We start from the raw sequence: 22,669 nt of genomic DNA, 5'->3' as shown, positions 1-22,669 counted from the left end.
TCATCATATACTCGTTATGCGTATAATTTATTTGGATATGTTAATAACCGGTTGAACTTATCCGAATCTATTCGTTTAATACGATGGGTGATTTTTTTGTATATGGTTGATAAAAAGATTGACAAGGTTGTTTGGGTTGTTTAATCTCCGCATAAAAATCGGAGAATATGGAAGTGGAAATGTTAGTAACAAGGTGAAAAATAGTAGTCAATATGCAAGATAAAAAGAAAGACACAGACGTTAAAGCGGAATGATTATTGCTGTTTGATTCAAATATTGACAATAAACAAGGAGAGTCGAGCTATTGGGAGACGCTTTGCGTCATGATAAATTCGGGGGTCGCGATGTAGCCGATCGAACAGAGCGTGGCGTGCGGTGTGAGGGTTTCGCGGATCGACAGCCGTCTGAGTTGCGGATCGAACGAGACGATTTGCAGGTCGTTCCGCCAGTCGACCGCTCTTTTTCTCATCATTTTAAATGCCGTTTCTTTCGCGCTCCAGCAAATTAACAACGTTTCGGTATCGGGATGTTGGCCGATCAGGCGTTGCTCCGCCTTGCCGAGAAAGCGATCGTACAGCTTGCGGATACGTTCGGAGCGGTATTCGATATCGATGCCGATGCGAGGTTGCGTATCGAGCAGTACGGCGGCATAGCCTTTCGTGTGAGAGATGCTGATGTGCAGGTCTGCATCGGGCAGGTAAGGAATGCCGTCGGGGTGATAGGCGACGGTTGTTTCACGGCCGAGCATGGTTTTCAACAATGTGCGCACAGCCAGCCATTCTGTTTGGCGAGTGTCGGACTTGCAACCGGTCAGAAACGGTATGTAATCGTCTTTGCGCGTCAGCAGAGCCAGTAATTCATCGCGGCTTTCTTCGATTTTCCAGATTCCTCGCAGCGGGGTCGTGTATTCGGGCAGAACGGGCATGGTTATTTCCAGTCGAACGATTGAATCAGTTCCATCACATCGTGGTGAAGGTATTCGGTCACGGGCGCCACCGAATCGGCATCGACACGATGTTGATAGTAGATCGCCCCGCGGAAGAAGTGCGAAACACTGTCGGTGAGCATAAACTGGACAGGCGAGGGCGAGTCGCCATCGATCCGGAAGAGCATGCCGTACACACGGCGCTCGGGAGCTTCGTAAGCCTGTTCGGTAATGGCCTGAGCATCGCGGGCGCTGCGTGCGACGAGTTCACGACACTCCGCTTCGCAGCGAGGAAGCGTCTCACGGGTGATACTTCGGTAGCTGCAATACATTTTGACGTTGAGTGACGGGTAGGTGACGTTCAGCCAATCTTCCGTCACATCGGCAGGAGGCATTTCGATGGTCACGAGCTGCGATACCCGAAAAGCATAAGCCAGTTCTCCGGCCGTGAACAACGTGTATTTCGCCTGCGGCAGATCGATGCGCAATACGCCGCGCGGCTTTGGCGTGGGTGTCGAGCAGGCTGCACAGCCTGCCAGTAAGAGAATCCATGACAAGATACGCATCGTTATTTCTCTTTTCCGGGAGCCGGAGGGATACGGTCGAATTTCACTTTCAGTACACGTCGTTCATCTGCTTCGAGCACGCGAAAACGATAATTGTGATATTCGATAATCTCACGACGACGGGGTAAAGTGCCTTTGATTTTGAGCAGCAATCCCGTAAGTGTTTCGATATCTTCCGTCAGATCGCCGAACTCCTCCTCGTCGATGTCTGTTTCGCGGAAAAAATCATTCAATTGGATTTTGCCTTCAAAGATATAACTCCCATCCGGAAGTTGGAAATACTGTTTCGCGTCCGTGTCGTATTCGTCCGAAATATCTCCTACGATTTCTTCGATAATATCTTCCATCGTTACTAATCCCGAGGTACATCCGAACTCATCTACCACGATGGCGATATGCACCCGGTTGGTTCGAAACTCTTCCAGCAGTCCTTCGATCTTTTTTGTCTCAGGTACAAAATATGCCGGACGGATCAGCTTCTGCCATTCAAAATCGCTCGTGTTCTGAATGTAGGGGAGTAAGTCCTTCGCATACAGGACACCCGTTACGTTATCTTCCGTCTCTTCGTAGATGGGGATACGTGAAAAACCGCTTCGGATGATGATGTCGAGCGCTTCTTTGAAAGTGCATTTCGCATTGATGGCTTTCATGTCGAGGCGTGGCACCATGATCTCATCGGCAGTCTTATTATAAAAATGTACGATCTCTTCAAGCATCTCTTTCTCGTCGGCCGATTCTTTCGAAATAATGGTAGATTCGGAGGGTTGCGATTCGTGCTTGTGTTGATTGGCCGGAGGAGCGTACATCCATCGGCTGACCGGCCGGCAGAGCCAGTCGATCGTTTTGAGGAAAGGTGCCGTCCGACGTGCCACGTCAAGCTGTCTGCCCTGTGTCAAAAACTTGGGAAACCATCCTTTGAAGATGAACAGCAGCAGTACAAGGACGAAAATCCCGGCCACGCATCCGCCGACCGATTGAATAGTCGAACATACGGACTGAAGGCCGTACATTCCGGCTATCGTCATTGTAATGATCAGTATTGTCTGTATCATCGCAATAGCAGTACGCGTCTGTTGCGGACGGTCTGACAGTTGTCTGATGAATTTGTCGCTCGTGCTTTTCTCTTCCCGTACTTGATTCGTCTCGTCGGCCGACAGAGAGAACAAGGCACGCTCTGCTGCGGCTAACCATCCGGAAAGAACCAGCAGCAAAAGTATTACGACCAAAATAATCACAGCATTCCAAACAGGCTCGTGATACACGGCCTGTAATAACATACTCGGGTAATAATCGTCTGAATCCAAGGTGTAATTTGTGAGGTGTTAAGATAAGGTTAGAACGGCAGATCGTCGATCTCGTCCGTTCCCGAAGGCATCGTCGGGTCGGGTGGTATTTGTGTTGAGGCGGCAATCTGTGTCTGTACCGGGAGGTCACCTTCCTGCGGCCTGCGGCCTGAAGAGAAAAACTCGATGCGGTCGGCATGGATTTCCGTTACATACCGTTTGATACCATTCTGGTCGTCGTAGTTCCGTGTCCGGATCTTCCCTTCGATATAAACCATCGAACCTTTTTTGACATACCGCTCTACAAATTGCGCACGCTCACGATTGGCTACGATATTGTGCCATTCTGTCCGCTCGGGGATTTCCGTTCCGTTCGCAAGTTTATATCCGCGCTCGTTGGTGGCCAGTGAAAAGTTTGCTACCGCATTTCCACTGTCGAAATAACGTACATCGGGGTCTTTCCCGACGTTTCCAATCAAAATGACTTTGTTTAATGACATAGGACTTGTTCTTTATAAAGGTTTGAGGAACAAATATAGGTGTCTTTTATGAACTGTACAAATTTACAGGTAAAAAAATAACGTTGTCCGAATTATTTTTCTTCTATCTTTGATAAAAGATTGACAATCAGTTTTGGAAAAGGATATGCGTCAATCGCTTCCCGCGACGTTCGGACCATCTTTTTTAGAGCTGCATTTTCTTGCTGAACTTCTACCATATAGCATGTTACATGTAATGTCTGATGTGAGAGGACATGCCGGATTTCATCGGCGACCAAGGTAAATTCCGGTCGTCCTGTTTTTTGGAAAAGTTTCCCGAAGGCAGATGTCTCCTGCAAAACGTTCAAATCGGCCGGCATCTCGGTTTCTATCATGGGCAACTCAAACAGTCCTTTCCAAATGTCGCTTCCGTTGCGTTGATGCAGGTAGGTGTTCGTGTTATGTTTGATAAAAAAGTAATGAAAGAAACGATCGCGCGTTTTTGTTTTATGCTGTTTGACAGGAAAACGATGCGGATCGCCGGAAGCATATCCGGCACATTGTTCAACCATCGGGCAACTTGTGCAATCGGGGTTTCGGGGGATGCAATGCAATGCTCCGAATTCCATCAGTGCCTGATTATGCTCGCCGGCATGTCGGGGAGGCATCACAAGCGTTGCCAGCCGACGGTATTCACGAATCCCTTTTCCACTGTCTGCGGGTGTCTGTACCGCAAAGAGCCGTCCCAATACCCGGATCACATTCCCGTCGATGGCCGGATAAGGCAGATTCCATGTGAAAGAAGCAATGGCTGCCGCCGTATATTCTCCAATACCTTTGAGCGTGCGGATCGCCTCGTACGACGAAGGGAAAACTCCGTCGTATCGTTGCCGGATATCTTGTGCGGCCTCGTGCAGATTGCGTGCGCGGGAGTAATACCCCAACCCCTGCCAGTATTTCAGTACCTCTTCCTGCGAAGCATCGGCAAGGCTTCGGACATCGGGAAATCGCTCGATAAAACGGTAATAGTAATCCAGCCCCTGGGCTACACGTGTCTGTTGGAGAATAACTTCAGAAATCCATATACGATACGGATCGGAAGTGTTTCGCCACGGTAAATCCCGCTTGTTTATTCTGTACCATGCCCGAATTCGTTCGCTCTCTGGATATCGTTCGTTTTTTTGCTTCATGTTGTTGCTTCTTGGCGGACAAAAATACGTATTTCCGAGCATTCTCAAAGCCGTCGAATGGCCTGTCTTCCTCATGAAATAGCGGATAAAAACAGGATTTTATTCTTTTGATCTGTTTTAAAATCAGTAAGTTGGAAAATAATCAATCTTTTTTTTCAAAAAAGTGTATTATTTCAAATAAAACCTATATCTTTGCAGTCCAAAAAATTAGAATTTATTCATTTAATATTTATTGACATGACAAAAGCAGATATTGTTAGCGAGATCGCAAAGAGCACAGGCATTGACAAAAACGCAGTTTTGGCAAGTGTGGAGTCGTTTATGAGCGTAGTAAAGAAATCCTTGTCCGAAGGAGAGAATGTGTATCTCCGCGGCTTTGGAAGTTTTGTGGTAAAAAGACGGGCACAAAAAACGGCGCGTAACATTTCGAAGAATACCACGATGATTATTCCGGAGCATGACATTCCGTCTTTCAAGCCCGCCCGGATATTCATGAATCAAGTGGCAAACAAATAATGATTAATCACTAATCAACAGGAATTATGCCAAGCGGAAAAAAAAGAAAAAGACATAAAATGTCGACGCACAAGCGTAAGAAAAGACTTAAAAAGAACCGACACAAGAAGAAATAAGTCTTTCAAAAGGGTTTTAAAGAACAAACTTAATCAGATTTTTTAAGTTTGTTCTTTTTCATAATGAATAAGAACAACGAGAAATAGCATCATTGTGGTAAGCGAATTAGTAGTAGATGTCGAATCGGATGAAATTTCCATCGCCGTATTGGAAGACAAGAGTTTGGTAGAGCTCCAGAAGGAGCCCCGGAGTGATTCTTTTGCGGTGGGCAACATTTATCTGGCACGGATAAAAAAATTGTTGCCGGGTTTGAATGCCGCATTCGTCGACGTGGGGTGCAAAAAAGATGCGTTTCTTCATTATCAAGATTTGGGTCCAAACTTCAACACGCAACAGAAGTTTCTTAAACAATGGCGGGGCGACCCCAAAAAACGGCAACCTGTGTCGAAGACTTCGATTCTTCCCGAGATCGAGAAAGACGGAAGTATCGGCAATATATTGACGGTAGGCGATGAGATTTTGGTACAGATTGCTAAAGAACCGATTTCAACCAAAGGACCTCGACTGACGGCCGAGTTGTCCTTTGCAGGACGTTTTTTGGTACTGATACCGTTCTCCGACAAAATTTCCGTTTCAACGAAAATTAAATCGAATGAAGAACGGGCGCGTCTTCGTCAGTTGATGCAAAGTGTCAAACCCAAGAATTTCAGTGTGATTGTGCGTACTTCGGCCGAAGGAAAACGAGTGGCCGAGCTGGATGGAGAGTTGAAAAATTTGCTAAAACGGTGGGAGGATCATATTCCTAAAGTTCCCCAATCAAAGGCTCCAACTCTTATATATGAAGAAACAGCTCGAACGGTAGCGCTTCTGCGCGATATCTTCAACGCGTCATTCGAGCATATTTACGTAAATAACAAACAGGTATACGAAAACGTATATGATTATGTGAGCCTGATTGCTCCCGAACAGAAGAACATCGTCAAGCTATATACGGACGATATGCCTATTTTTGATAAATTTGGTGTTACCAGACAGATTAAGTCGCTGTTTGGACGAACCGTAACATATAAGAGTGGGGCCTACCTGATTATCGAGCATACGGAAGCAATGCACGTGATCGACGTCAATAGTGGCAACCGGATGAAAGGCAGCACAGAGCAGGAAAAGACGGCGTTCGATGTCAATATCGCAGCGGCCAATGAGATAGCCCGACAGTTGCGATTGCGCGATATGGGCGGGATCATTGTGATTGATTTTATCGATTTGGCAGAGGCGTCGAACCGGCAACAATTGTACGAGCATATGACAAAGGCCATGGCCAATGACCGGGCTAAACATAATATTCTCCCACTCAGTAAATTTTGTCTGATGCAGATCACTCGTCAGCGGGTTCGACCGATTCTGGATGTGAAGACAACCGAGAAGTGTCCCTCTTGCTTCGGAACGGGAACCATTAAATCTTCCATCTTGTTTACCGACAATCTGGAAGGGAAGATAGACTGCCTTGTTAACAAACATAACGTTAAAAAAATCACGCTGCATGTGCATCCTTATGTAGCAGCTTATATTAATAAGGGATTTCTGTCACTGGCCATGAAATGGAAGATGAAATATTCTTTTCAACTGAAGGTCGTGCCTGATGAAAGCATGGCTTTTCTGGAATACCGATTCTACGATCAGGAGAAAAACGAGTTGGATATGCAGGAAGAAAAGGAAGCAATAAAATAGAGCAAAAGATTCTTTATCTTTTGCTTTTTTTTTACTTTTGCTGCCGTTAACAAAACAGATCAGAAACAAAGATTGAGGAATGAATAAGTTGATATTACCGTACGTCTGTCTGCTTTTCATGGAGGTTATCGTAACGGCACAGGAAAAGGTCGTTCGACTTTTTCCGGAAGGGGCTCCCGGAGAAACTGTTCCGATGGTCGAAAAGATCAGTAAGGACGGGAATAGAGTGGCCGGAGAAATTGTATGCCGGATTACGAATGTCAGCGATCCGACGATTGCTATTTATCAGCCCTCGGAAGAATTGGCCGGCGGATCAGCCATGATTGTCTGTCCGGGTGGAGGATACGATATTCTGGCGTATGATCTGGAGGGCGATGAGGTATGCCTTTGGTTAAACGAATTGGGAATTACTGCCGTATTATTGAAATACCGTGTGCCTCGCCGTGAAGGACGACCGAAACATGAGGCGCCGTTGCAGGATTTGCAACGTGCCATTAGTTATGTGCGTGCGAATGCTTCAGAATTGAATATCGATGCGAGCCGAATCGGAGTGATGGGTTTTTCGGCTGGAGCGCATCTCGCTGTAATGGGGTCTACCTCATTTAATAAAAGAACATATTCAACAAACAACGCGATAGATAAGGTGAGTTGCCGCCCTAACTTCTGTCTGCTGATTTATCCGGCTTATCTGGCGGGCGAAGATTTCGGACTGGCTCCGGAGATTCAGATTGTTCCGAAAACACCGCCGACCATGTTGATTCAGACCGAAGATGATCATTCGTTTATCAACAGCAGCCTCTTTTATTACTATGCGCTGAAAGAGGCAAATATCCCGGTATGGATGCACCTTTACAGAAAAGGAGGACATGGCTATGGTTTGCGCGATACGGGTGTGATGGTCAACAGCTGGGTGGATCGCGCCGAAGACTGGTTTCGCGAAATCGGTGTGATAGAAACGGAGTAAGAGTGTGCTTCCGATCGTCTGTCTTCTCCGGTCTGTTTTGATTTTTATTTCTCGGCATGGATGAAATCCCTGTTTTTTTGTAGATTTGTCGGTGTAATTTCAAAAACATCTTGATATGGAAAATGTGATTTACATCGTTATCGCCATTATTGCGGTGGGGGTAGGCGGATATATGCTGTATTTGAATTTTCAGACGAAGAAGGCTCGAAAAATACAACTGGCCGAGTTTAATACGCGCTATTCGGGTAAACTGTTGGGTGAAAATTATCAACGAGCCATGGGGTATGGGGCTATTTTGGCATGTTACCGCGGCGAACAGATTTTGTCGCTGATACCCAAAGAGCCTACGGATGTCTACCGTCAGGGAATGAACAAGCAATGGGAAATTGTTGACGAACAGTCGGCTGTAAACGCCATTAACGGATTATTGAGCCTGCAACGGAGTCAGAAATATGACGAGTTTATTCGCACTCACTCAACGAACAAAGATCTGAATAAGATTTATGCCCGGATAGCTCAAGAGTTGAACTTACCGGAAGAGGACGTAAGAGCTATTCAATCGACCTATGCCTGGGACATCGGACGTGCTGTAAGTGTGGCAAAATGGTGCTTCTGGATCGGATATCTTACCGAAGAACAGTTCTACCGTTGTCTCGATCAATGTATAAACATCGTATTGCAACGTGGAAGAGATTGGACGGAATACACGTGCTCATTCCTTTTGGGACGATGTATTCACGGGTTTCAATTAGACGATGTGATTTTGGCTGCGCAGAACTTACTTTCGCCTTCCGAAAGTATGAAGAAGAAAGACTCTAATATTACAATATATCAAAATATTACGTTTAAATAGAAGCATAGGGGAGGGCCTGTTTTTGGCTTTTCTTTTTTTTTCGCAGCAATTAATCTATTATCAGTAGTTCAGTATATGACGGTATGGTTTTCAGAAGGTGATAAGAATTTGTGTCATAGTCAATGTGGCAACAGTAATGCTCCATACCGTTGCTGACAATTAAATATTGTACCCTCAGCACCAGGTTATAACGTGTTATCTGCTCGAAGACGTCTTGGGAAATCCGCACGGAGGGAGCCTTGTATTCAATAATAGCCAATGGCTTCAAGTAAGTGTCGTAAATGACGGTATCACATCGGCGGGAAAGAGCGTTGAGCGTAATAGCCACTTCATTGGCCATTAATTCCTTCGGTACATTTTTCGCTGTGAGTAGATAATTTACGAAATGTTGCCGTACCCATTCCTCCGGAGTCAGCACCACATTTTTGCGGCGCAAAAGATCGAAGACGTAATACTTTCCGTTTTTTTCTGTTATTTTTAGCGGACATTTGGGCAGATTTAACGAGTACATTGCTTATATTTGCTTGCGAATTTACCAACAAAGATAGAAAAGGATTTATGAAAACGAAACAGGAAATTGTTGAAAATTGGCTTCCGCGATATACCGACCGCAAACTGGAAGATTTTTCGGAGTATATATTGTTGACGAATTTCACCAAATACGTCGAGTTGTTTGCCGATCATTTCAAGGTGCCGATTTTGGGACTTCGAAATTCCATGCCAAACGCCTCCGGAGGAGGAATTACGATTATCAACTTTGGAATGGGAAGTTCAAATGCTGCGACGATCATGGATCTATTGTCGGCTGTGATGCCTAAGGCCGTACTCTTCCTGGGTAAATGTGGCGGGCTGAAGAGGGCTAACTCACTTGGCGATTATGTTCTTCCGATAGCGGCCATACGCGGGGAGGGCACCTCGAACGATTATCTTCCGCCCGAAGTGCCTTCACTACCGGCATTTTCGATGCTCCGCGCGATCTCGTCGTCCATACGCGACAAGGGGCATGACTATTGGACCGGTACGATTTACACGACGAATCGCCGCGTGTGGGAATATGATACGGCATTTAAGGAGTATCTGAAGAAGACGCATGCCACAGGCATTGATATGGAAACGGCGACGTTGCTGACGGCCGGTTTTGCCAACCAGATACCTACCGGCGCCCTGCTGATGATCTCCGACAAGCCGCTTGAGGAGCATGGGGTAAAGACCCAGGAGAGCGACAAGAGTGTAACACAAAAGTTTGCTCCCGAACATGTTGAGCTGGGTATCAGTGCGCTGGAGATGATGATCGAAGGGAAGAAAACCGTGCAGCACATCAAATTCAGCTGGTAAACACCTACAACATGGCCGGAAAAGAAGCGACGTACGAAGAAATCTGCCGAGACATCAAGGCTAAAAAGTTCAGCCCCATCTATGTGTTGATGGGGGAAGAACCTTATTTTATCGATCGGATTTCGGAATTACTTCTGCAATGTGTACTCAATGAATCGGAGCGCGATTTTAACCAGATCATTCTGTACGGAGCCGATACGAAAGCGGTCGATATCATCAATGCCGCCCGACGCTTCCCGATGATGTCCGAGTATCAATTAGTCGTGGTCCGGGAGGCACAATTGGTTACCAATATCGATTTGCTGACCAACTATGCCAAAAATCCGCTTGCATCAACCATCCTTGTGATCGAGTATAAATATAAAAAGCTGGATGGGCGTAAAAGCCTCAGTGCGGCAGTGGCAAAAACAGGCATTCTGTTCGACTCGAAAAAGATTCCGGACTATAAAATCGAAGATTATATCTCGTCAGTGCTTCGTGAACGTGCTTTCGAGGCAGATCGCAAGGCGGCGGCCATGTTATCCGAATATCTGGGAAACGATTTGGCTTTGCTTCACCAAACCTTGGATAAACTGCAGATTCTTCTGACAGATTCTCCTGAAAAAAAAATCACTCCTGAGCTGATCGAAAAAAACGTAGGCATCAGTAAGGAATACAATAATTTTGAATTGCAACGAGCGATTGCCGATAAAGATGTGATGAAAGCAAACCGTATAGCGCATTATTTCGAACAAAATCCGAACAGTCACCCCATTCAGGCAACGCTTCCTGTGCTGTTTAACTATTTCTCCAACCTGTTGATCGGTTATTATGCCAAAGATCGTTCGGAAAGAGGACTGATGAATGCCCTGAACCTGCGTTTCCCCATTCAGGTAAAGGACTATCAGAGCGGTATAAGGAATTATAGCGCAATGAAAGTTTTTCAGGCAATTCATGAAATTCGGATGGCAGACGCCCGATCGAAAGGAATTGACGTGACCTCGTCTATGACACAGGGCGAAATCATGAAGGAGTTATTGTATAAGATTATGCATTGACACCTCACGGAATATCAGAATATTTTTCTTCTTTTTTTCCTCTATCACGACCTTTAATCTTCTTTCCCTAATTTGTATAGGAAGCAAATACAAAGTAAAATGTCCTGTCGGCATCGTATAGTTTCAGTATGCCGGTTTCCTAACATGTCTATTCTTTCGACTGTCGAGAGATAGTAAAACTCGTTATCAAAACGCTTTGTATCTAAAAAGGTACAAGGTTATTCTTGAGGAAAAAAATCACAACAATATACAATTGTATTTTTTATACAGCCGGTTATGGGGAATATACAAGCATAAATTCATCAGAATAATTATAAATGTATATTTTGAATGGTTTATATATGTTTTTGATTGGATGTAAATTCTTTTTCGATATACAATTGTTCCCTGTAAACAATTGTATACCTACGGCTAAATACATAATTTTATGATTCGTTAATATCAATACATCCAGTATTTTAATCTGATTGAAAGGAGTAATACTTTAAATTTAAACCTACTGATTGTACGGTAAGAGTTGTTTTGTGGAAATTTACTTTATATCAAGTGTTATATTAGTCTTATAATCAATCGTTTTATGCTTTGATTTGAAGTTTTAATTTAATGGATAAAAGAAGCTTGTATATCCTTTTTACAATTATAAATATACATCAATATATCGATATTGCAATATTGTAAATTACAAATGTTATTTGTTCAACAGAATTTATTATTTATCTTTGTATATTCTTTAGATACTAATAATATACAAAACAGGATAAAATAATATACCAATAACGATTTAATCATGTAGTAGTTTATGAATGAGAAAGATCGAATTATGTTGATTATGAATCAAAAGCAGCTTTTGCCATCGCAATTTGCCGAGATAATCGGAATTCAGCGAGCAGCAATGTCGCATATTACATCAGGACGAAACAACCCAAGCTTAGATGTATTAAAAAAGATTTTGGAACGGTTTCCTCATATCAGCCCGGATTGGTTGTTATTCGGTACGGGACCGATGAACCGTCCCGGATCAGGGCCTGCTTCTGTAAACGAGAAACAGGAAGCTCCGAACTTGTTTACTCATGTATCGGATGTGAAAACAGAAGTAAAGAAGGTCCCTATAAATCCAACCGAAACAAAATTGCCTGAACCGGTAGAGGTTAAATCTTCATTAAAAGACGTTTATATTCCTCCTCAAGCTCCTACAAAGGAAATACAGCGGATCATGGTCTTCTATTCGGATAATACGTATGAGTCTTTTGGGCCGGAAAAGAAATAAAAAGCCGTCTCTTTATGCTGAGATATGAGACGGCTCCTTTTTCAAAAAATAATTGTAAATAGACTTGTACCTAAAAATAATAGATTGGTATCATAACTGATTTTCTATTGTTTATGCGAATCTCTATCGCTTTTTAATAGGATGTTTACATTTGTAAACCATCAATATCTATACTATATTATACTTTGGTAGCAATTTCGTATCCGGCTTGCAATGCTTTCAGGTTTACGGATACGATCTCATCTCCTTTACGTCTGAAAATCGAACGGATCCCGTCGGCAATTTTTTCATAGTCGATACCGAGGAACGGTGTGGCAGCTCCCAGCATAACCATATTCGCCGTGCGTGGAGAGCCGATCTCCTTGGCGACGGTTTCAACATCAAGCAGTACTTTATGCGGCAACTTATTTAGTTCTGCCATGACCTTTTCCATCTCCGGATAGTTCGGGATATTCATATAAGGCTTGGTGTTGGTGACTAACCAGCCGTCTTTATTCAGATACGGTAAATAGCGCAGCGCTTCCATCGGTTCGAGCGAGATGATCAAATCGGCTTGTCCGGTAGGAATCAGGTCGGAGGCTATGGGTTTGTCGGAGAGGCGCAGATTAGACTGCACGTCTCCTCCACGTTGGCTCATACCGTGTACTTCCGATTGCTTCATGTATAACCCATCTTTCAAAGCGGCTTCGCTGATAATGGCGGCAATAGATAATATGCCTTGTCCGCCTACTCCCGATAATATAATGTCTGTTTTCATGTTATTTTGCTTTTTTCTTTCTTGCCAATGTCTGAATACATTCCCGGCACGGTATTAATACCGAAACGCCACGATATTCGATTTCTTCGCGGATGATGTTTTTCATCTCTTCATAGTTCTTTTTCAGCGGTACCATGACGCGAATATGTTCCGGTGCGACGCCGATGCCCGCACAAATAGCCTGAATGCGTCCCGTGCCGGCCGAATCTTGTCCGCCGGTCATGGCTGTAGTTTCATTGTCGGAGATCACGATCGTTACGTTACTGTTGGCGTTGACGCAATCCAGCAGTCCGGTCATTCCCGAATGGGTGAACGTTGAGTCGCCGATTACGGCAACTGCCGGAAATACTCCCGCATCCGATGCTCCTTTGGCCATCGTGATAGAGGCCCCCATATCAATACAGCTGTCGATCGCACGGAAGGGAGGCAATGCCCCGAGCGTGTAACAACCAATATCGCCGAAAACTTTCGGCTCCTGATATTCTTTCAGCACTTCATTCAGGGCGTTGTACATATCCCGATGTCCGCATCCCTGACATAGTGCCGGAGGACGTTGTTCCACAATATCCGGAATCGTATAATAGCATTTCACCTTCTTTCCCAGAGCTTTTCCGACTGAGTCCGGTGTCAGTTCCCCGTCGCGCGGAAGGGTGTCATCGAGCCGGCCTCGAACGTTCAGTCCTTTGCCCGTAAAACCTTTCAGCCACTCTTCGACCACAGGATAGCCTTCTTCGAGCAAGAGCAATTCATCACATTCGGAAGCTATTTTCTCAATCTGTCTCTTTGGCAGCGGATATTGACAGATTTTCAGTACCGGATGCTCAAATCCATCGGGATAATTTTCCGAAAGATAGTTAAAAGCAATGCCCGTCGTGATGATGCCCCGTTTTTTATCGGGCCCGTCGAAATAACGGTTATATTTCGACTCTTCCGAAGCGGCCGTCATCACATCCTGTGCGGCCAGCAGCTGTTTATAACGTTGACGCGCCAGAGCCGGTAGCAGGGTAAACCGCAGCCTGCCGTCGGGCAGGCAATGCATTTTATTCTCCGGACGGGCGGGACGAACCGTAACCCCTGAGCGAGAATGTGCCATACGTGTTGTGATACGCAGCAGAACAGGGTATCCTAATCGCTCGGATAACTCGAATCCATCGTAAACCATATCATACGCTTCCTGCTGATTAGACGGTTCCAGCATCGGAATCATCGCGAACCGTCCGTATACACGATTGTCTTGCTCATTCTGTGAGGAGTGCATCGACGGGTCGTCGGCCGAAACGATTATCATACCTCCGTTGACACCGCTCATGGCAGCATTCATGAAACAATCGGCCGCCACATTCAGACCGACATGTTTCATACAACAAAGCGAACGCTTTCCGGCGTAACTCATTCCCAAAGCTGCTTCCATAGCAGTCTTTTCGTTCGTACACCAGCGACTGTGTATATTTCTTTCACGCGCGACGGCCGATTGCTGAATGTATTCGGTAATCTCCGTCGAAGGTGTGCCCGGATATGAATATACTCCGGATAGTCCGGCGTCGATAGCGGCCTGAGCAATGGCCTCGTCACCCAAAAATAATTTCTTTTCCATGCTATTCTATTTTTTATAACAATGCTTGCAAATTGCGACAAAGGTACGACTTTATGCGACTTGACCAAATTTCAGTAAATGCCCCGCCGATTTAATTCTTCCTGATAACGTCGGGCATTCTGATTATGCTCCGTGAGGGTCGATGCGAAATTATGTCTGCCCGAAAAATCTTCCTTGGCGCACATATATAAATAATGATGTTTCTTGTAATTCAGGACGGCATCCAGCCCCTGAATAGACGGTATCCGCAACGGCGCAGGAGGTAATCCGCCGTACATGTACGTATTGTAGGGCGAGTCGATCTCTTTGTGTCTGTTTAAGACCCGTTGGATCGTAAAATCCCCCAGAGCATACTTGACGGTCGGATCGGCCTGAAGATATATTCCTTTATATAAGCGGTTAAGATACAGTCCTGCAATTGTCGGATATTCATCGGTTACAGCCGATTCTTCTTCCACAATCGAAGCGAGCACCGCGACTTCGAGCGGCGAGAGACCGATCCGCGCAGCTTTGTTGCGACGGGCATCCGTCCAGAAGGCATCGTATTCGCGTTTCATCCGTTGCATCAGTTTCTCGGCCGAGATATTCCAGTATACCTCATACGTATTCGGGATAAACATCACTTTGATGGTTGGAGGCGTGAACCCCATCGACCGGCAGTAATCGGAATCGTTCATTAGCTTCATCAACTCATGGCTTTCGATCATCAACTGTTGAGACAGACGGTCGGTAAGGTCTTGCTTCATCCGGATATTGTTAAACGTAACTCGCACGGGAGTCTGATACCCTCGCCGCAGGTTTTTCAAGAGGTCGTAGTTACTCATTCCCCGAGTGACGGCGTATCGCCCGGTATTCATCTTTCCCGGATATTTCAGTAAGCGTGCGGCTTGTCTGAATGTGCGGATATCGCTGCATCCGGCCGAATCTTCCAGTTGCCGGCACAAGTCTTCATAATCCTTGTCGGGGTATATGTAGACGTAAGCCGTTTTTGGGGGCATGAAGTTGGACGAAAAAAAGAAATATGCTCCGCAGCCAATCCCCGATAAAATCAGCAGAAGGATACCGGAACATACGATCCATACCACCCGTTTGAACCATTTTGATTTGCTCATAGATATTTTCCTGTTATTGTAAAACAACGGTAAAGATACGTCATTCGACAGGAAAAATAAAAAAACAGTTCCTGATCCTGAATTTTTAACATATCGCCATGCAGCGTTTTCAATCTTTTTTGCATCATCTATTAAAAACTTTTTATCGTAATATCATGTTTTAATCACTAACTGTGCCAATGAAATTGAAGATTTTTATATTACGACACGAAATAAATAACATAAAAAACAAAGAAAAATGAAACAAATAGTTCTGATTTTGAGTGTATTTATAGGCATAATGGCATGTCAGCAAGAAGATGGTTCTAAAATCAGCGACAAGTATCAGGAGCTGTTTAAGCTCTCTAAGGAAACAGAAGATGAGATTACATCATCTGACGAGTGCAAATCGTTGAAGAAGAGTTTATCCGGATTTGCTCAGTATAAGGAGTATTATGCAGCACATGGCAAAGCATATCAAAAAGGTTACTCTTCGACGGTTGATAAAGAAGCGGATCGAATGGCTTGTGTTGAATACCTGATGGGGCAAACGGCGTTTTTATCGGGATTACACTCCAGTCAGCGGAAAGAGCTTCTATATTTGTCGCTGGATAAGCAGAAAATCAAATTTGAGGACAAGGATAGCGCTCCATTTATAACGAGGCAGACGGGACTGCAACTGATTATTCGATTATTATCCATAGAAAAAGAAGATGCCATATTAAAAGCCCTATCCGACTATTGCGGCACACACGAATTCCGGTACGGGATCTATAACGACGAAGCGTTCAATGATTTTTTAATCAGCCAAATCTCAAAGAATTGCAAGAAATAGGTCCGTTTATTGACTGAATGTTGCCAAGGCATACGATATACATCATAAATTTTATATCCGATGAAAACTTTTGCTTTTAAGTTGTTTGTTACAATGTGGGTTTGCTTGCTTCCGTTTATTTCCGGATGCAAAAAAGACAATGAATCTTCCCTCGATAAGTTAAATGTTTCAGTATGTGGAGCTAAAAAACCGCAGTGGTTAGAAAAGGAAATCGCTTCCATTATACTCCGATCTTCAATATACAGGCCGACTCGTATTCTCGTCTATAGAGGTCCGGAAAAGGAAATCATAGCTATCGAAGATTCGACGAATTCGAGTATGGAACAGCAGCTTCGTTTTTTTGACTGTGCCGGAAACAAGGTGGCATTTAAAAGTGCCGAATATAATTCGTGCGTAAAAAAATGGAAGCGTCGCGAGTTTTCATTATTATGGACGAATTAGGTTGGGTACCTTTTTGGACGCACCCGAATACCGTTTGGAACGTATCGAAATATCCTTCCGAACCCGTTAGAACCTGTTACCGAACGGACTATTTCTTTGCTTTATACTTCATGACAACGAGCACGGGATTCGCATCTTCGTCCAATTGTGCGGCAATGTCCTTGAGTGGGCCTTTCAGCACATCTTTTTCATACGCTTCAACAAGCTGATCGGCTGTCAGTATATTGAATGCTGCGATTGTGCCGTTTACCGGGTTTGAATTCATATTCACTTCATGCTTGTCGTAATCGGCATTGAATACGGTCGCGCGGTATAGGGCTTTTTCTTCCGTATCATACATCAAATCGGTTCTTGGAAATCCATTTCCGGTCGTGAAATCAAATTCTTTCTTAATCGTTTGCAGAAAATAATAACGGTCGGTCATCGTGCCCATCGTAAGGAGTATCTGAGGATCTTCGGAGGCGGTTTTTACTAAAAACGGACGGATGGTGTTTCCTTCCGACAAATAAACCGTATCGGTCGATGTTTCGATAAGCAGAAACTTGTCGTGCCAAGGCACTATCGATTGGATGGTATTTATAGCAATGCCTTCTTTTTGTATAATAGGCGCTTTGACAATTTCGAAAGGAATCGGAATCTTCCGTGTCACGCTCCCGTCCTGCTTCGAGATAATGGCGTGAGAGGACCGGCCTTCCGAAGGCATTCCTTCCTTATAGTATATGGACATGTCATAGCTAATCAGATGTTCCCTGTCATAATTGAAGAGAACCGAATACGAAGCGCTGTCCGCGTGGTTGAAACACCGTTTGAAACGACCTTCCAAGTCATACACGAATATTTTCCTCATGGGCATACAATTGACAAACATTTCGTCATTGGCTTCGTCCAGTACGATTCGGTAGATGGATGTATATTCTTCGGCTCCTTGTCCTTTTCTGTTTATTTTTCTGATGCCTTTCCCCGTTTGTCGGTCAAAGAGAAAAATATCGCCGTCGGGTGTTCGGTTTTTGGCTAAAATGTACCGGTCACCGATGTCCAGCACATAGCCTTGGGTGATGAATTCATCGCTCGTTTCGAGCGGAATATATTCCACTTCCAGAATATCCTGAAGCATCAGTTTTTTCTCCGGATAATCGGCATGCACATCGACTGTGATGATCCCTGTTTCTTTTTCTTGATGGCTGTTTCCACATCCGGCACATAAAGCCATTAGAAAGACGGATGCAATGATTTTTTTTCCTTTCATGATATTTCTTGTTTTGATCGTTGTGTGCGCAAAGATAACAAGTTTTTGCGGAGTCGGCAGTCTTTGTGAATGCGTAAATTCAGATTTTCTCAAGATATTTTGCCCACCTCTCCAAGATGGAGTATAAGGTGGAAATTGAAAGAATTACCGAGCATAAGAAGTATTGAGGGGAGAGCGAATTATAGATATGTAAGGAAATGAGTTCAGAGAGAAATTTTGGTCGCTTTGCAAGGAACGTTTTTGTCTTTTAACAAACACTTGAGAAGAAGTAATAATCACTTAGGCCTAAATGATAGGTTTTAATTAAAAAATCATGTACCTTTGTAGCCAGAACATATATTATTAGTAAGCAATGGGCTTTTTTGAGTTTTTCAGCAAGGAGAAGAAAGAGACATTAGATAAAGGATTATCCAAAACGAAGGAAAGTGTCTTTTCGAAAATCACCAAGGCTATCGTCGGGAAGAGTAAAGTAGATGACTCGGTGTTGGATGAGTTGGAAGAAGTATTGATTACGTCGGACGTAGGAGTCAGCACCACCCTGAAAATCATCGAACGTATCGAGAAACGTGCTGCAAAAGACAAATATATATCTACAAGCGAATTAACGACGATTTTACGCGAGGAAATCGCTACTTTGCTCACGGAGAATAAAACGGAAGATATGGAAGATTTCTTTGTTCCCGGAGGCAAGAAACCTTATGTCATCATGGTGGTTGGTGTCAATGGAGTTGGAAAGACTACGACGATCGGCAAGTTGGCATATCAGTTTAAAAAGCGGGGAAAGAAGGTCTATCTGGGTGCGGCCGACACGTTTCGGGCGGCCGCTGTGGAACAGTTGGTGATCTGGAGTGAGCGCGTAGGCGTGCCAATCGTCAAGCAGAAGATGGGATCCGATCCGGCTTCGGTTGCTTTCGATACGCTTAATTCGGCACAGGCGAACGATGCCGACGTGGTGATCATCGATACGGCCGGCCGTTTGCATAATAAAATCAACCTGATGAACGAGTTGACGAAGATTAAGAACGTCATGAAGAAAGTCGTGCCCGATGCTCCGGACGAGGTGCTGCTGGTGCTCGACGGTTCGACGGGACAAAACGCTTTCGAGCAGGCCAAACAGTTTACGGCTGCGACCGAAGTCAATGCGTTGGCCGTCACGAAACTGGATGGAACGGCCAAGGGCGGTGTCGTGATCAGTATTTCCGATCATTTCCAGATTCCCGTCAAATATATCGGTTTAGGCGAAGGCATGGAAGATTTGCAAATATTTAACCGGAAAGCATTTGTAGATTCACTGTTCGGAGAGCATGAGAAAAAACAAGGTTGACATCATCACATTGGGCTGTTCGAAGAATCTGGTTGATTCCGAGCAGTTGATGCGTCAGTTTCAGTTGAACGGATATACCGTTACGCACGACGCGGAAAAGGTGAATGGTGAATTTGTCGTTGTCAACACGTGCGCTTTTATCGGCGATGCACAGGAAGAATCCATTAACCTTATCTTGGCCTTAGGCGAAGAAAAAGACAGAGGCCGCATCGGCAAACTTTTTGTGATGGGTTGTCTTTCGGAACGTTTTCTGAAAGAGCTGAAAACAGAACTTCCTTTTGTCGACCGTTTTTACGGAAAGTTCAACTGGAAAGAGCTATTGAACGACATCGGAAAGGCGTATCATCCGGAATCATCGACCGATCGTGTCGTGACCACACCCGGGCATTATGCTTACCTGAAAATTGCCGAAGGGTGTAACCGTACATGCTCTTACTGTTCTATTCCGATTATTACCGGGAAATACCGGTCACGTCCGATGGACGAAATCATCGACGAAGCACGGTTGTTGACACGCAAAGGAGTCAAAGAAATTCAGCTTATTGCGCAAGACTTAACATATTACGGGCTTGATATCTATCATAAAACTGTTCTTCCCGAATTGGTCGAACGCTTGTCGGATATTTCCGGTATCCAATGGATACGGCTTCACTATGGCTATCCGTCACAATTTCCGCATGACTTACTGCGGGTTATACGCGAGCGTGAAAATGTTTGCAAATACCTTGATATAGCTTTGCAACACATCAGTGATCCGATGTTGAAACGGATGCGTCGCCAAATAACCAAGCAGGAAACTTACGAATTAATCGGTCGTATCCGTGAAGAGGTGCCCGGCATTCATCTGCGAACGACTCTCATGGTCGGTTACCCCGGCGAAACGGATGATGACTATGCCGAATTGATGCAGTTTGCCCAAGACGTTCGCTTCGAGCGAATGGGCGCTTTTGCATACAGTCATGAAGTCGGAACGTATTCGTATAAAAATCATCAGGATGATGTAGGAGAAGAAGTGAAACAACAACGTTTGGATACGTTGATGCGGTTGCAGCAGAAAATATCGACCGAAGTGCAGAAAGAGAAAGTGGGAAAGGTCTTTAAAGTCATGCTCGACCGGGAAGAAGACTTTTACATCGGCCGTACGGAGTATGACTCGCCCGAAGTGGACCCCGAAGTACTTGTCAGTAAAGAACAAAAACTGCAACCGGGAAAATTTTATGCTGCGCGGATAGAATCGTCGGAAGCGTTTGAGTTGTATGGGAAGATTGTTGGATAAGATTAGAAATGTTAATTTTTTTATTAAATAATACAGAAACGGTCAATATATAGATGTCTAAAAAATAATAACGGTTGCGTATGAAAAATATAGAATTGATCAGTGAATTATCGAGCCGGCTTCATTGGGAACAGGAAGAGACAGAACGAATGCTGGATGCTTTCTGTGAGGTAATAGGCGATAAACTTGCAAGTAGCGATATCGTCAGTTTGCATGGATTGGGACAGTTCGAAGCAAAGAAAAAAGACGAACGCTTTTTAGCCAATCCAATCAACAACAAACGTTATCTGATCCCTCCCAAACTCGTACCTGTTTTTAAACCGGTTGCAACATTAAAGGCGTATTTAAAAACATTGGACAGCCATGGATGAGAAATTATCGATCTACGATATCGCCGAAATCTTGACGGCAAAGACCGGCAGAGAAAAGGCAGACATTGAGACATTTATTGAAACGTTGATAGCAGTAATCAACGACGTAATTACCCATAACGGGGTCGTAAGAATAAAAGGGATCGGCAGTTTTAAAGTGATTCCGGTAAAAGAACGGGAGAGTATACATGTCAATACCGGAGAGCGAATTGTCATTCCCGCGCATCACAAGCTGTCTTTCCTCCCCGATAAAATACTCAAAGAAAAGATTAATCGACCGTTTGCTTTTTTCGAAGCCATCGAAACCAACGAAACGGAAAACAATGAAACGGCTTCATCCGGTCTTTCTAATGATGACGAAGAAGATGAAAACGATGAACCCATAACCGCAGAAGAACCGGTTCAGAAGCCTGTCAGAGAAGTTACGAAAGCAACAGAAGATATAGCTCCGAAAACCGAAGAAAATCCGGCTCCGCTTTTAGTACTTCCTTCTGAAGATGAGATCAAAGAAGGATATAAGATGACGGATAAAGAAATCGAGAAAGAGCCCGACGATGGACCGTCGGAAGAACGTGCAATCGGGAGTCATCGCGCATCTGCCGCAAATCGGGAAACATTACAAAAAAGTACAATAATACCCATAAAACAAGAAATCATGAGTGAAAATAATGAGCGTAAAGAACAGCATGTGAACGAAACACCGAAATCTCATCCGGTCGCCAAGCCCGTTGTGAAGAAAAAGAAAAAAGAAACGTCGAATACCTCGCTGTATGTTATTCTGGCGTTGTTATTGTTGCTGTTAGGGGTGGGAATATTCTATTATTTCTACTATGATCGTTTATCGTACGAGGAGTTTAACAGCACAACACAGCATACACAGACGACGGATGATTCGTTTCTTTTGCCCGGCGACTCCGCCGCGGTGCAAGAGTCAGAAAAAAGCGAAAACGTCGATACGTCCGGGGTGACTGCTTCCGGAACGAACGAAAGCACCGCAACATCGCCGGTCGCTTCAACTTCGTCTACGCGGAAAGAGCAAACAGCTTCTACAGCATCGACATCATCCAAGAAAACAACTCCTCAACAGACGAAGCCAGCAACAGACACTTCCACCTCGTCGGATCATAACGTTATGGCACGTGTGAAAGTAGCATCGGGTGAGCGGTTAACGTTGCTTGCGCAAAAATATTACGGGAATAAAGTCTTCTGGGTCTATATCTATGATTTCAATAAGGCCAAAATTCCTGACCCCGATCGCGTACCTGCAGGAATGGAAATTCTGATTCCGGCCAAAGAAGTATATGCGATTAATGCCCAAAGCAGTGCCTCCATTGCGCAGGCAAAAGAATTACAGTCGAAGATCATGGCGAACAAGACAAAATAATCTTTTTAAAAATAAACAAATTAGAGCGTGACAGCCCGTTGTGTGATTAGTATTATTTAACGGCAAAACTTTAATATACCAACCTGAATTTTCTATTTTTGTGCGTTCAAAAATGAACATACAGAGATCAGAATTATATAATATATTTAA

The 22,669-nt window shown here is 44.4% G+C and carries 22 protein-coding genes; 12 read left to right on the top strand and 10 right to left on the bottom strand.

What is annotated here, in order from left to right:
• Positions 1 to 301 precede the first annotated feature (301 nt).
• The 5 genes from BFO_RS11990 to mutY form a co-directional block, all read right to left on the bottom strand.
• A complete protein-coding gene (locus BFO_RS11990) occupies positions 302 to 925 on the bottom strand; it encodes a 4'-phosphopantetheinyl transferase family protein (RefSeq protein ID WP_014226025.1) in 624 nt (207 codons plus the stop codon).
• Between the two features lie 2 nt (positions 926 to 927).
• Positions 928 to 1,491, bottom strand: coding sequence for a gliding motility lipoprotein GldD (gene gldD, locus BFO_RS11985; protein WP_014226024.1), 564 nt, complete (start codon positions 1,489 to 1,491; stop codon positions 928 to 930).
• Positions 1,492 to 1,493: 2 nt separating this feature from the next.
• Positions 1,494 to 2,795: a CNNM domain-containing protein gene (locus tag BFO_RS11980; RefSeq protein ID WP_041590923.1), complete on the bottom strand. Its 1,302-nt coding sequence runs from the start codon at positions 2,793 to 2,795 to the stop codon at positions 1,494 to 1,496.
• A gap of 29 nt (positions 2,796 to 2,824) precedes the next feature.
• Complete coding sequence (locus tag BFO_RS11975) at positions 2,825 to 3,274, bottom strand: single-stranded DNA-binding protein (protein ID WP_014226022.1); 450 nt, start codon at positions 3,272 to 3,274, stop codon at positions 2,825 to 2,827.
• 92 nt (positions 3,275 to 3,366) lie between these two features.
• Positions 3,367 to 4,443: an A/G-specific adenine glycosylase gene (gene mutY, locus BFO_RS11970; RefSeq protein ID WP_014226021.1), complete on the bottom strand. Its 1,077-nt coding sequence runs from the start codon at positions 4,441 to 4,443 to the stop codon at positions 3,367 to 3,369.
• Between the two features lie 237 nt (positions 4,444 to 4,680).
• Here mutY and BFO_RS11965 point away from each other — a divergent pair, with 237 nt between their 5' ends.
• From BFO_RS11965 to BFO_RS11950, 4 genes are all read left to right on the top strand, one after another.
• Positions 4,681 to 4,959 carry an HU family DNA-binding protein gene (locus BFO_RS11965; protein WP_041590922.1) on the top strand — a complete coding sequence of 93 codons (279 nt, stop codon included), beginning with the start codon at positions 4,681 to 4,683 and terminating at the stop codon, positions 4,957 to 4,959.
• 210 nt (positions 4,960 to 5,169) lie between these two features.
• The gene (locus tag BFO_RS11960) at positions 5,170 to 6,744 is read left to right on the top strand and encodes an Rne/Rng family ribonuclease (RefSeq protein WP_014226018.1); all 1,575 of its coding nucleotides are present in this window, start codon (positions 5,170 to 5,172) and stop codon (positions 6,742 to 6,744) included.
• Positions 6,745 to 6,823: 79 nt separating this feature from the next.
• Complete coding sequence (locus BFO_RS11955; RefSeq protein WP_014226017.1) at positions 6,824 to 7,708, top strand: alpha/beta hydrolase; 885 nt, start codon at positions 6,824 to 6,826, stop codon at positions 7,706 to 7,708.
• A gap of 115 nt (positions 7,709 to 7,823) precedes the next feature.
• Positions 7,824 to 8,561 (top strand): DUF1266 domain-containing protein, encoded by a 738-nt coding sequence (locus BFO_RS11950; protein ID WP_014226016.1) that lies wholly within the window; start codon positions 7,824 to 7,826, stop codon positions 8,559 to 8,561.
• 49 nt (positions 8,562 to 8,610) lie between these two features.
• Here the strand turns inward: BFO_RS11950 and BFO_RS11945 are convergent, their stop codons facing one another.
• A complete protein-coding gene (locus BFO_RS11945) occupies positions 8,611 to 9,072 on the bottom strand; it encodes a type I restriction enzyme HsdR N-terminal domain-containing protein (protein WP_014226015.1) in 462 nt (153 codons plus the stop codon).
• Between the two features lie 47 nt (positions 9,073 to 9,119).
• On the opposite strand from BFO_RS11945, the gene BFO_RS11940 reads away from it, so the two are divergent.
• From BFO_RS11940 to BFO_RS11930, 3 genes are all read left to right on the top strand, one after another.
• Positions 9,120 to 9,896, top strand: coding sequence for an AMP nucleosidase (locus BFO_RS11940; RefSeq protein ID WP_041591356.1), 777 nt, complete (start codon positions 9,120 to 9,122; stop codon positions 9,894 to 9,896).
• 11 nt (positions 9,897 to 9,907) lie between these two features.
• Positions 9,908 to 10,933 (top strand): DNA polymerase III subunit delta, encoded by a 1,026-nt coding sequence (gene holA, locus BFO_RS11935; protein WP_014226013.1) that lies wholly within the window; start codon positions 9,908 to 9,910, stop codon positions 10,931 to 10,933.
• A 799-nt stretch (positions 10,934 to 11,732) separates the two neighbouring features.
• Positions 11,733 to 12,200: a helix-turn-helix domain-containing protein gene (locus BFO_RS11930; protein ID WP_041590921.1), complete on the top strand. Its 468-nt coding sequence runs from the start codon at positions 11,733 to 11,735 to the stop codon at positions 12,198 to 12,200.
• A gap of 178 nt (positions 12,201 to 12,378) precedes the next feature.
• Here the strand turns inward: BFO_RS11930 and BFO_RS11925 are convergent, their stop codons facing one another.
• The 3 genes from BFO_RS11925 to mltG all read right to left on the bottom strand — a co-directional run bounded on the left by BFO_RS11925 (position 12,379) and on the right by mltG (position 15,663).
• Positions 12,379 to 12,957: an indolepyruvate oxidoreductase subunit beta gene (locus BFO_RS11925; RefSeq protein ID WP_014226010.1), complete on the bottom strand. Its 579-nt coding sequence runs from the start codon at positions 12,955 to 12,957 to the stop codon at positions 12,379 to 12,381.
• Position 12,958: 1 nt separating this feature from the next.
• Complete coding sequence (locus BFO_RS11920; RefSeq protein WP_014226009.1) at positions 12,959 to 14,551, bottom strand: thiamine pyrophosphate-dependent enzyme; 1,593 nt, start codon at positions 14,549 to 14,551, stop codon at positions 12,959 to 12,961.
• A 71-nt stretch (positions 14,552 to 14,622) separates the two neighbouring features.
• Positions 14,623 to 15,663 (bottom strand): endolytic transglycosylase MltG, encoded by a 1,041-nt coding sequence (gene mltG / locus BFO_RS11915; RefSeq protein WP_014226008.1) that lies wholly within the window; start codon positions 15,661 to 15,663, stop codon positions 14,623 to 14,625.
• Between the two features lie 238 nt (positions 15,664 to 15,901).
• Here mltG and BFO_RS11910 point away from each other — a divergent pair, with 238 nt between their 5' ends.
• Positions 15,902 to 16,477 carry a hypothetical protein gene (locus BFO_RS11910; protein ID WP_014226006.1) on the top strand — a complete coding sequence of 192 codons (576 nt, stop codon included), beginning with the start codon at positions 15,902 to 15,904 and terminating at the stop codon, positions 16,475 to 16,477.
• Positions 16,478 to 17,006: 529 nt separating this feature from the next.
• Here BFO_RS11910 and BFO_RS11900 read toward each other — a convergent pair.
• Entirely contained in the window at positions 17,007 to 18,164 is a 1,158-nt protein-coding gene (locus tag BFO_RS11900) for a 6-bladed beta-propeller (protein WP_014226004.1), read from the bottom strand.
• A gap of 352 nt (positions 18,165 to 18,516) precedes the next feature.
• Here BFO_RS11900 and ftsY point away from each other — a divergent pair, with 352 nt between their 5' ends.
• From ftsY to BFO_RS11880, 4 genes are all read left to right on the top strand, one after another.
• Positions 18,517 to 19,488, top strand: coding sequence for a signal recognition particle-docking protein FtsY (gene ftsY / locus BFO_RS11895; protein WP_014226003.1), 972 nt, complete (start codon positions 18,517 to 18,519; stop codon positions 19,486 to 19,488).
• Positions 19,469 to 20,764, top strand: coding sequence for a 30S ribosomal protein S12 methylthiotransferase RimO (rimO, locus tag BFO_RS11890; RefSeq protein WP_014226002.1), 1,296 nt, complete (start codon positions 19,469 to 19,471; stop codon positions 20,762 to 20,764). The genes ftsY and rimO overlap by 20 nt, the downstream gene beginning before the upstream one ends.
• A gap of 80 nt (positions 20,765 to 20,844) precedes the next feature.
• Complete coding sequence (locus tag BFO_RS11885; RefSeq protein ID WP_014226001.1) at positions 20,845 to 21,135, top strand: HU family DNA-binding protein; 291 nt, start codon at positions 20,845 to 20,847, stop codon at positions 21,133 to 21,135.
• Complete coding sequence (locus BFO_RS11880) at positions 21,128 to 22,519, top strand: HU family DNA-binding protein (RefSeq protein ID WP_014226000.1); 1,392 nt, start codon at positions 21,128 to 21,130, stop codon at positions 22,517 to 22,519. Before BFO_RS11885 ends, BFO_RS11880 begins: the two co-directional genes overlap by 8 nt.
• The last annotated feature ends 150 nt before the right edge of the window (positions 22,520 to 22,669 follow it).

The sequence above is a fragment of the Tannerella forsythia 92A2 genome (genome assembly GCF_000238215.1).
Classification (GTDB): Bacteria; Bacteroidota; Bacteroidia; order Bacteroidales; family Tannerellaceae; genus Tannerella; species Tannerella forsythia.
Note: the sequence above shows the minus strand (reverse complement) of the source record. Positions and strands in the feature narration are given on the sequence as shown.

Coding starts and splice junctions, on each gene's coding strand:
- BFO_RS11930 (WP_041590921.1), top strand. CDS start 11,733: ATGAATGAGAAAGATCGAATTATGTTGATTATGAATCAAAAGCAGCTT.
- BFO_RS11990 (WP_014226025.1), bottom strand. CDS start 925: ATGCCCGTTCTGCCCGAATACACGACCCCGCTGCGAGGAATCTGGAAA.
- mutY (WP_014226021.1), bottom strand. CDS start 4,443: ATGAAGCAAAAAAACGAACGATATCCAGAGAGCGAACGAATTCGGGCA.
- gldD (WP_014226024.1), bottom strand. CDS start 1,491: ATGCGTATCTTGTCATGGATTCTCTTACTGGCAGGCTGTGCAGCCTGC.
- ftsY (WP_014226003.1), top strand. CDS start 18,517: ATGGGCTTTTTTGAGTTTTTCAGCAAGGAGAAGAAAGAGACATTAGAT.
- BFO_RS11920 (WP_014226009.1), bottom strand. CDS start 14,551: ATGGAAAAGAAATTATTTTTGGGTGACGAGGCCATTGCTCAGGCCGCT.
- BFO_RS11965 (WP_041590922.1), top strand. CDS start 4,681: ATGACAAAAGCAGATATTGTTAGCGAGATCGCAAAGAGCACAGGCATT.
- BFO_RS11900 (WP_014226004.1), bottom strand. CDS start 18,164: ATGAAAGGAAAAAAAATCATTGCATCCGTCTTTCTAATGGCTTTATGT.
- rimO (WP_014226002.1), top strand. CDS start 19,469: ATGAGAAAAAACAAGGTTGACATCATCACATTGGGCTGTTCGAAGAAT.
- BFO_RS11975 (WP_014226022.1), bottom strand. CDS start 3,274: ATGTCATTAAACAAAGTCATTTTGATTGGAAACGTCGGGAAAGACCCC.
- BFO_RS11950 (WP_014226016.1), top strand. CDS start 7,824: ATGGAAAATGTGATTTACATCGTTATCGCCATTATTGCGGTGGGGGTA.
- BFO_RS11945 (WP_014226015.1), bottom strand. CDS start 9,072: ATGTACTCGTTAAATCTGCCCAAATGTCCGCTAAAAATAACAGAAAAA.
- BFO_RS11880 (WP_014226000.1), top strand. CDS start 21,128: ATGGATGAGAAATTATCGATCTACGATATCGCCGAAATCTTGACGGCA.
- holA (WP_014226013.1), top strand. CDS start 9,908: ATGGCCGGAAAAGAAGCGACGTACGAAGAAATCTGCCGAGACATCAAG.
- mltG (WP_014226008.1), bottom strand. CDS start 15,663: ATGAGCAAATCAAAATGGTTCAAACGGGTGGTATGGATCGTATGTTCC.
- BFO_RS11925 (WP_014226010.1), bottom strand. CDS start 12,957: ATGAAAACAGACATTATATTATCGGGAGTAGGCGGACAAGGCATATTA.
- BFO_RS11940 (WP_041591356.1), top strand. CDS start 9,120: ATGAAAACGAAACAGGAAATTGTTGAAAATTGGCTTCCGCGATATACC.
- BFO_RS11910 (WP_014226006.1), top strand. CDS start 15,902: ATGAAACAAATAGTTCTGATTTTGAGTGTATTTATAGGCATAATGGCA.
- BFO_RS11885 (WP_014226001.1), top strand. CDS start 20,845: ATGAAAAATATAGAATTGATCAGTGAATTATCGAGCCGGCTTCATTGG.
- BFO_RS11955 (WP_014226017.1), top strand. CDS start 6,824: ATGAATAAGTTGATATTACCGTACGTCTGTCTGCTTTTCATGGAGGTT.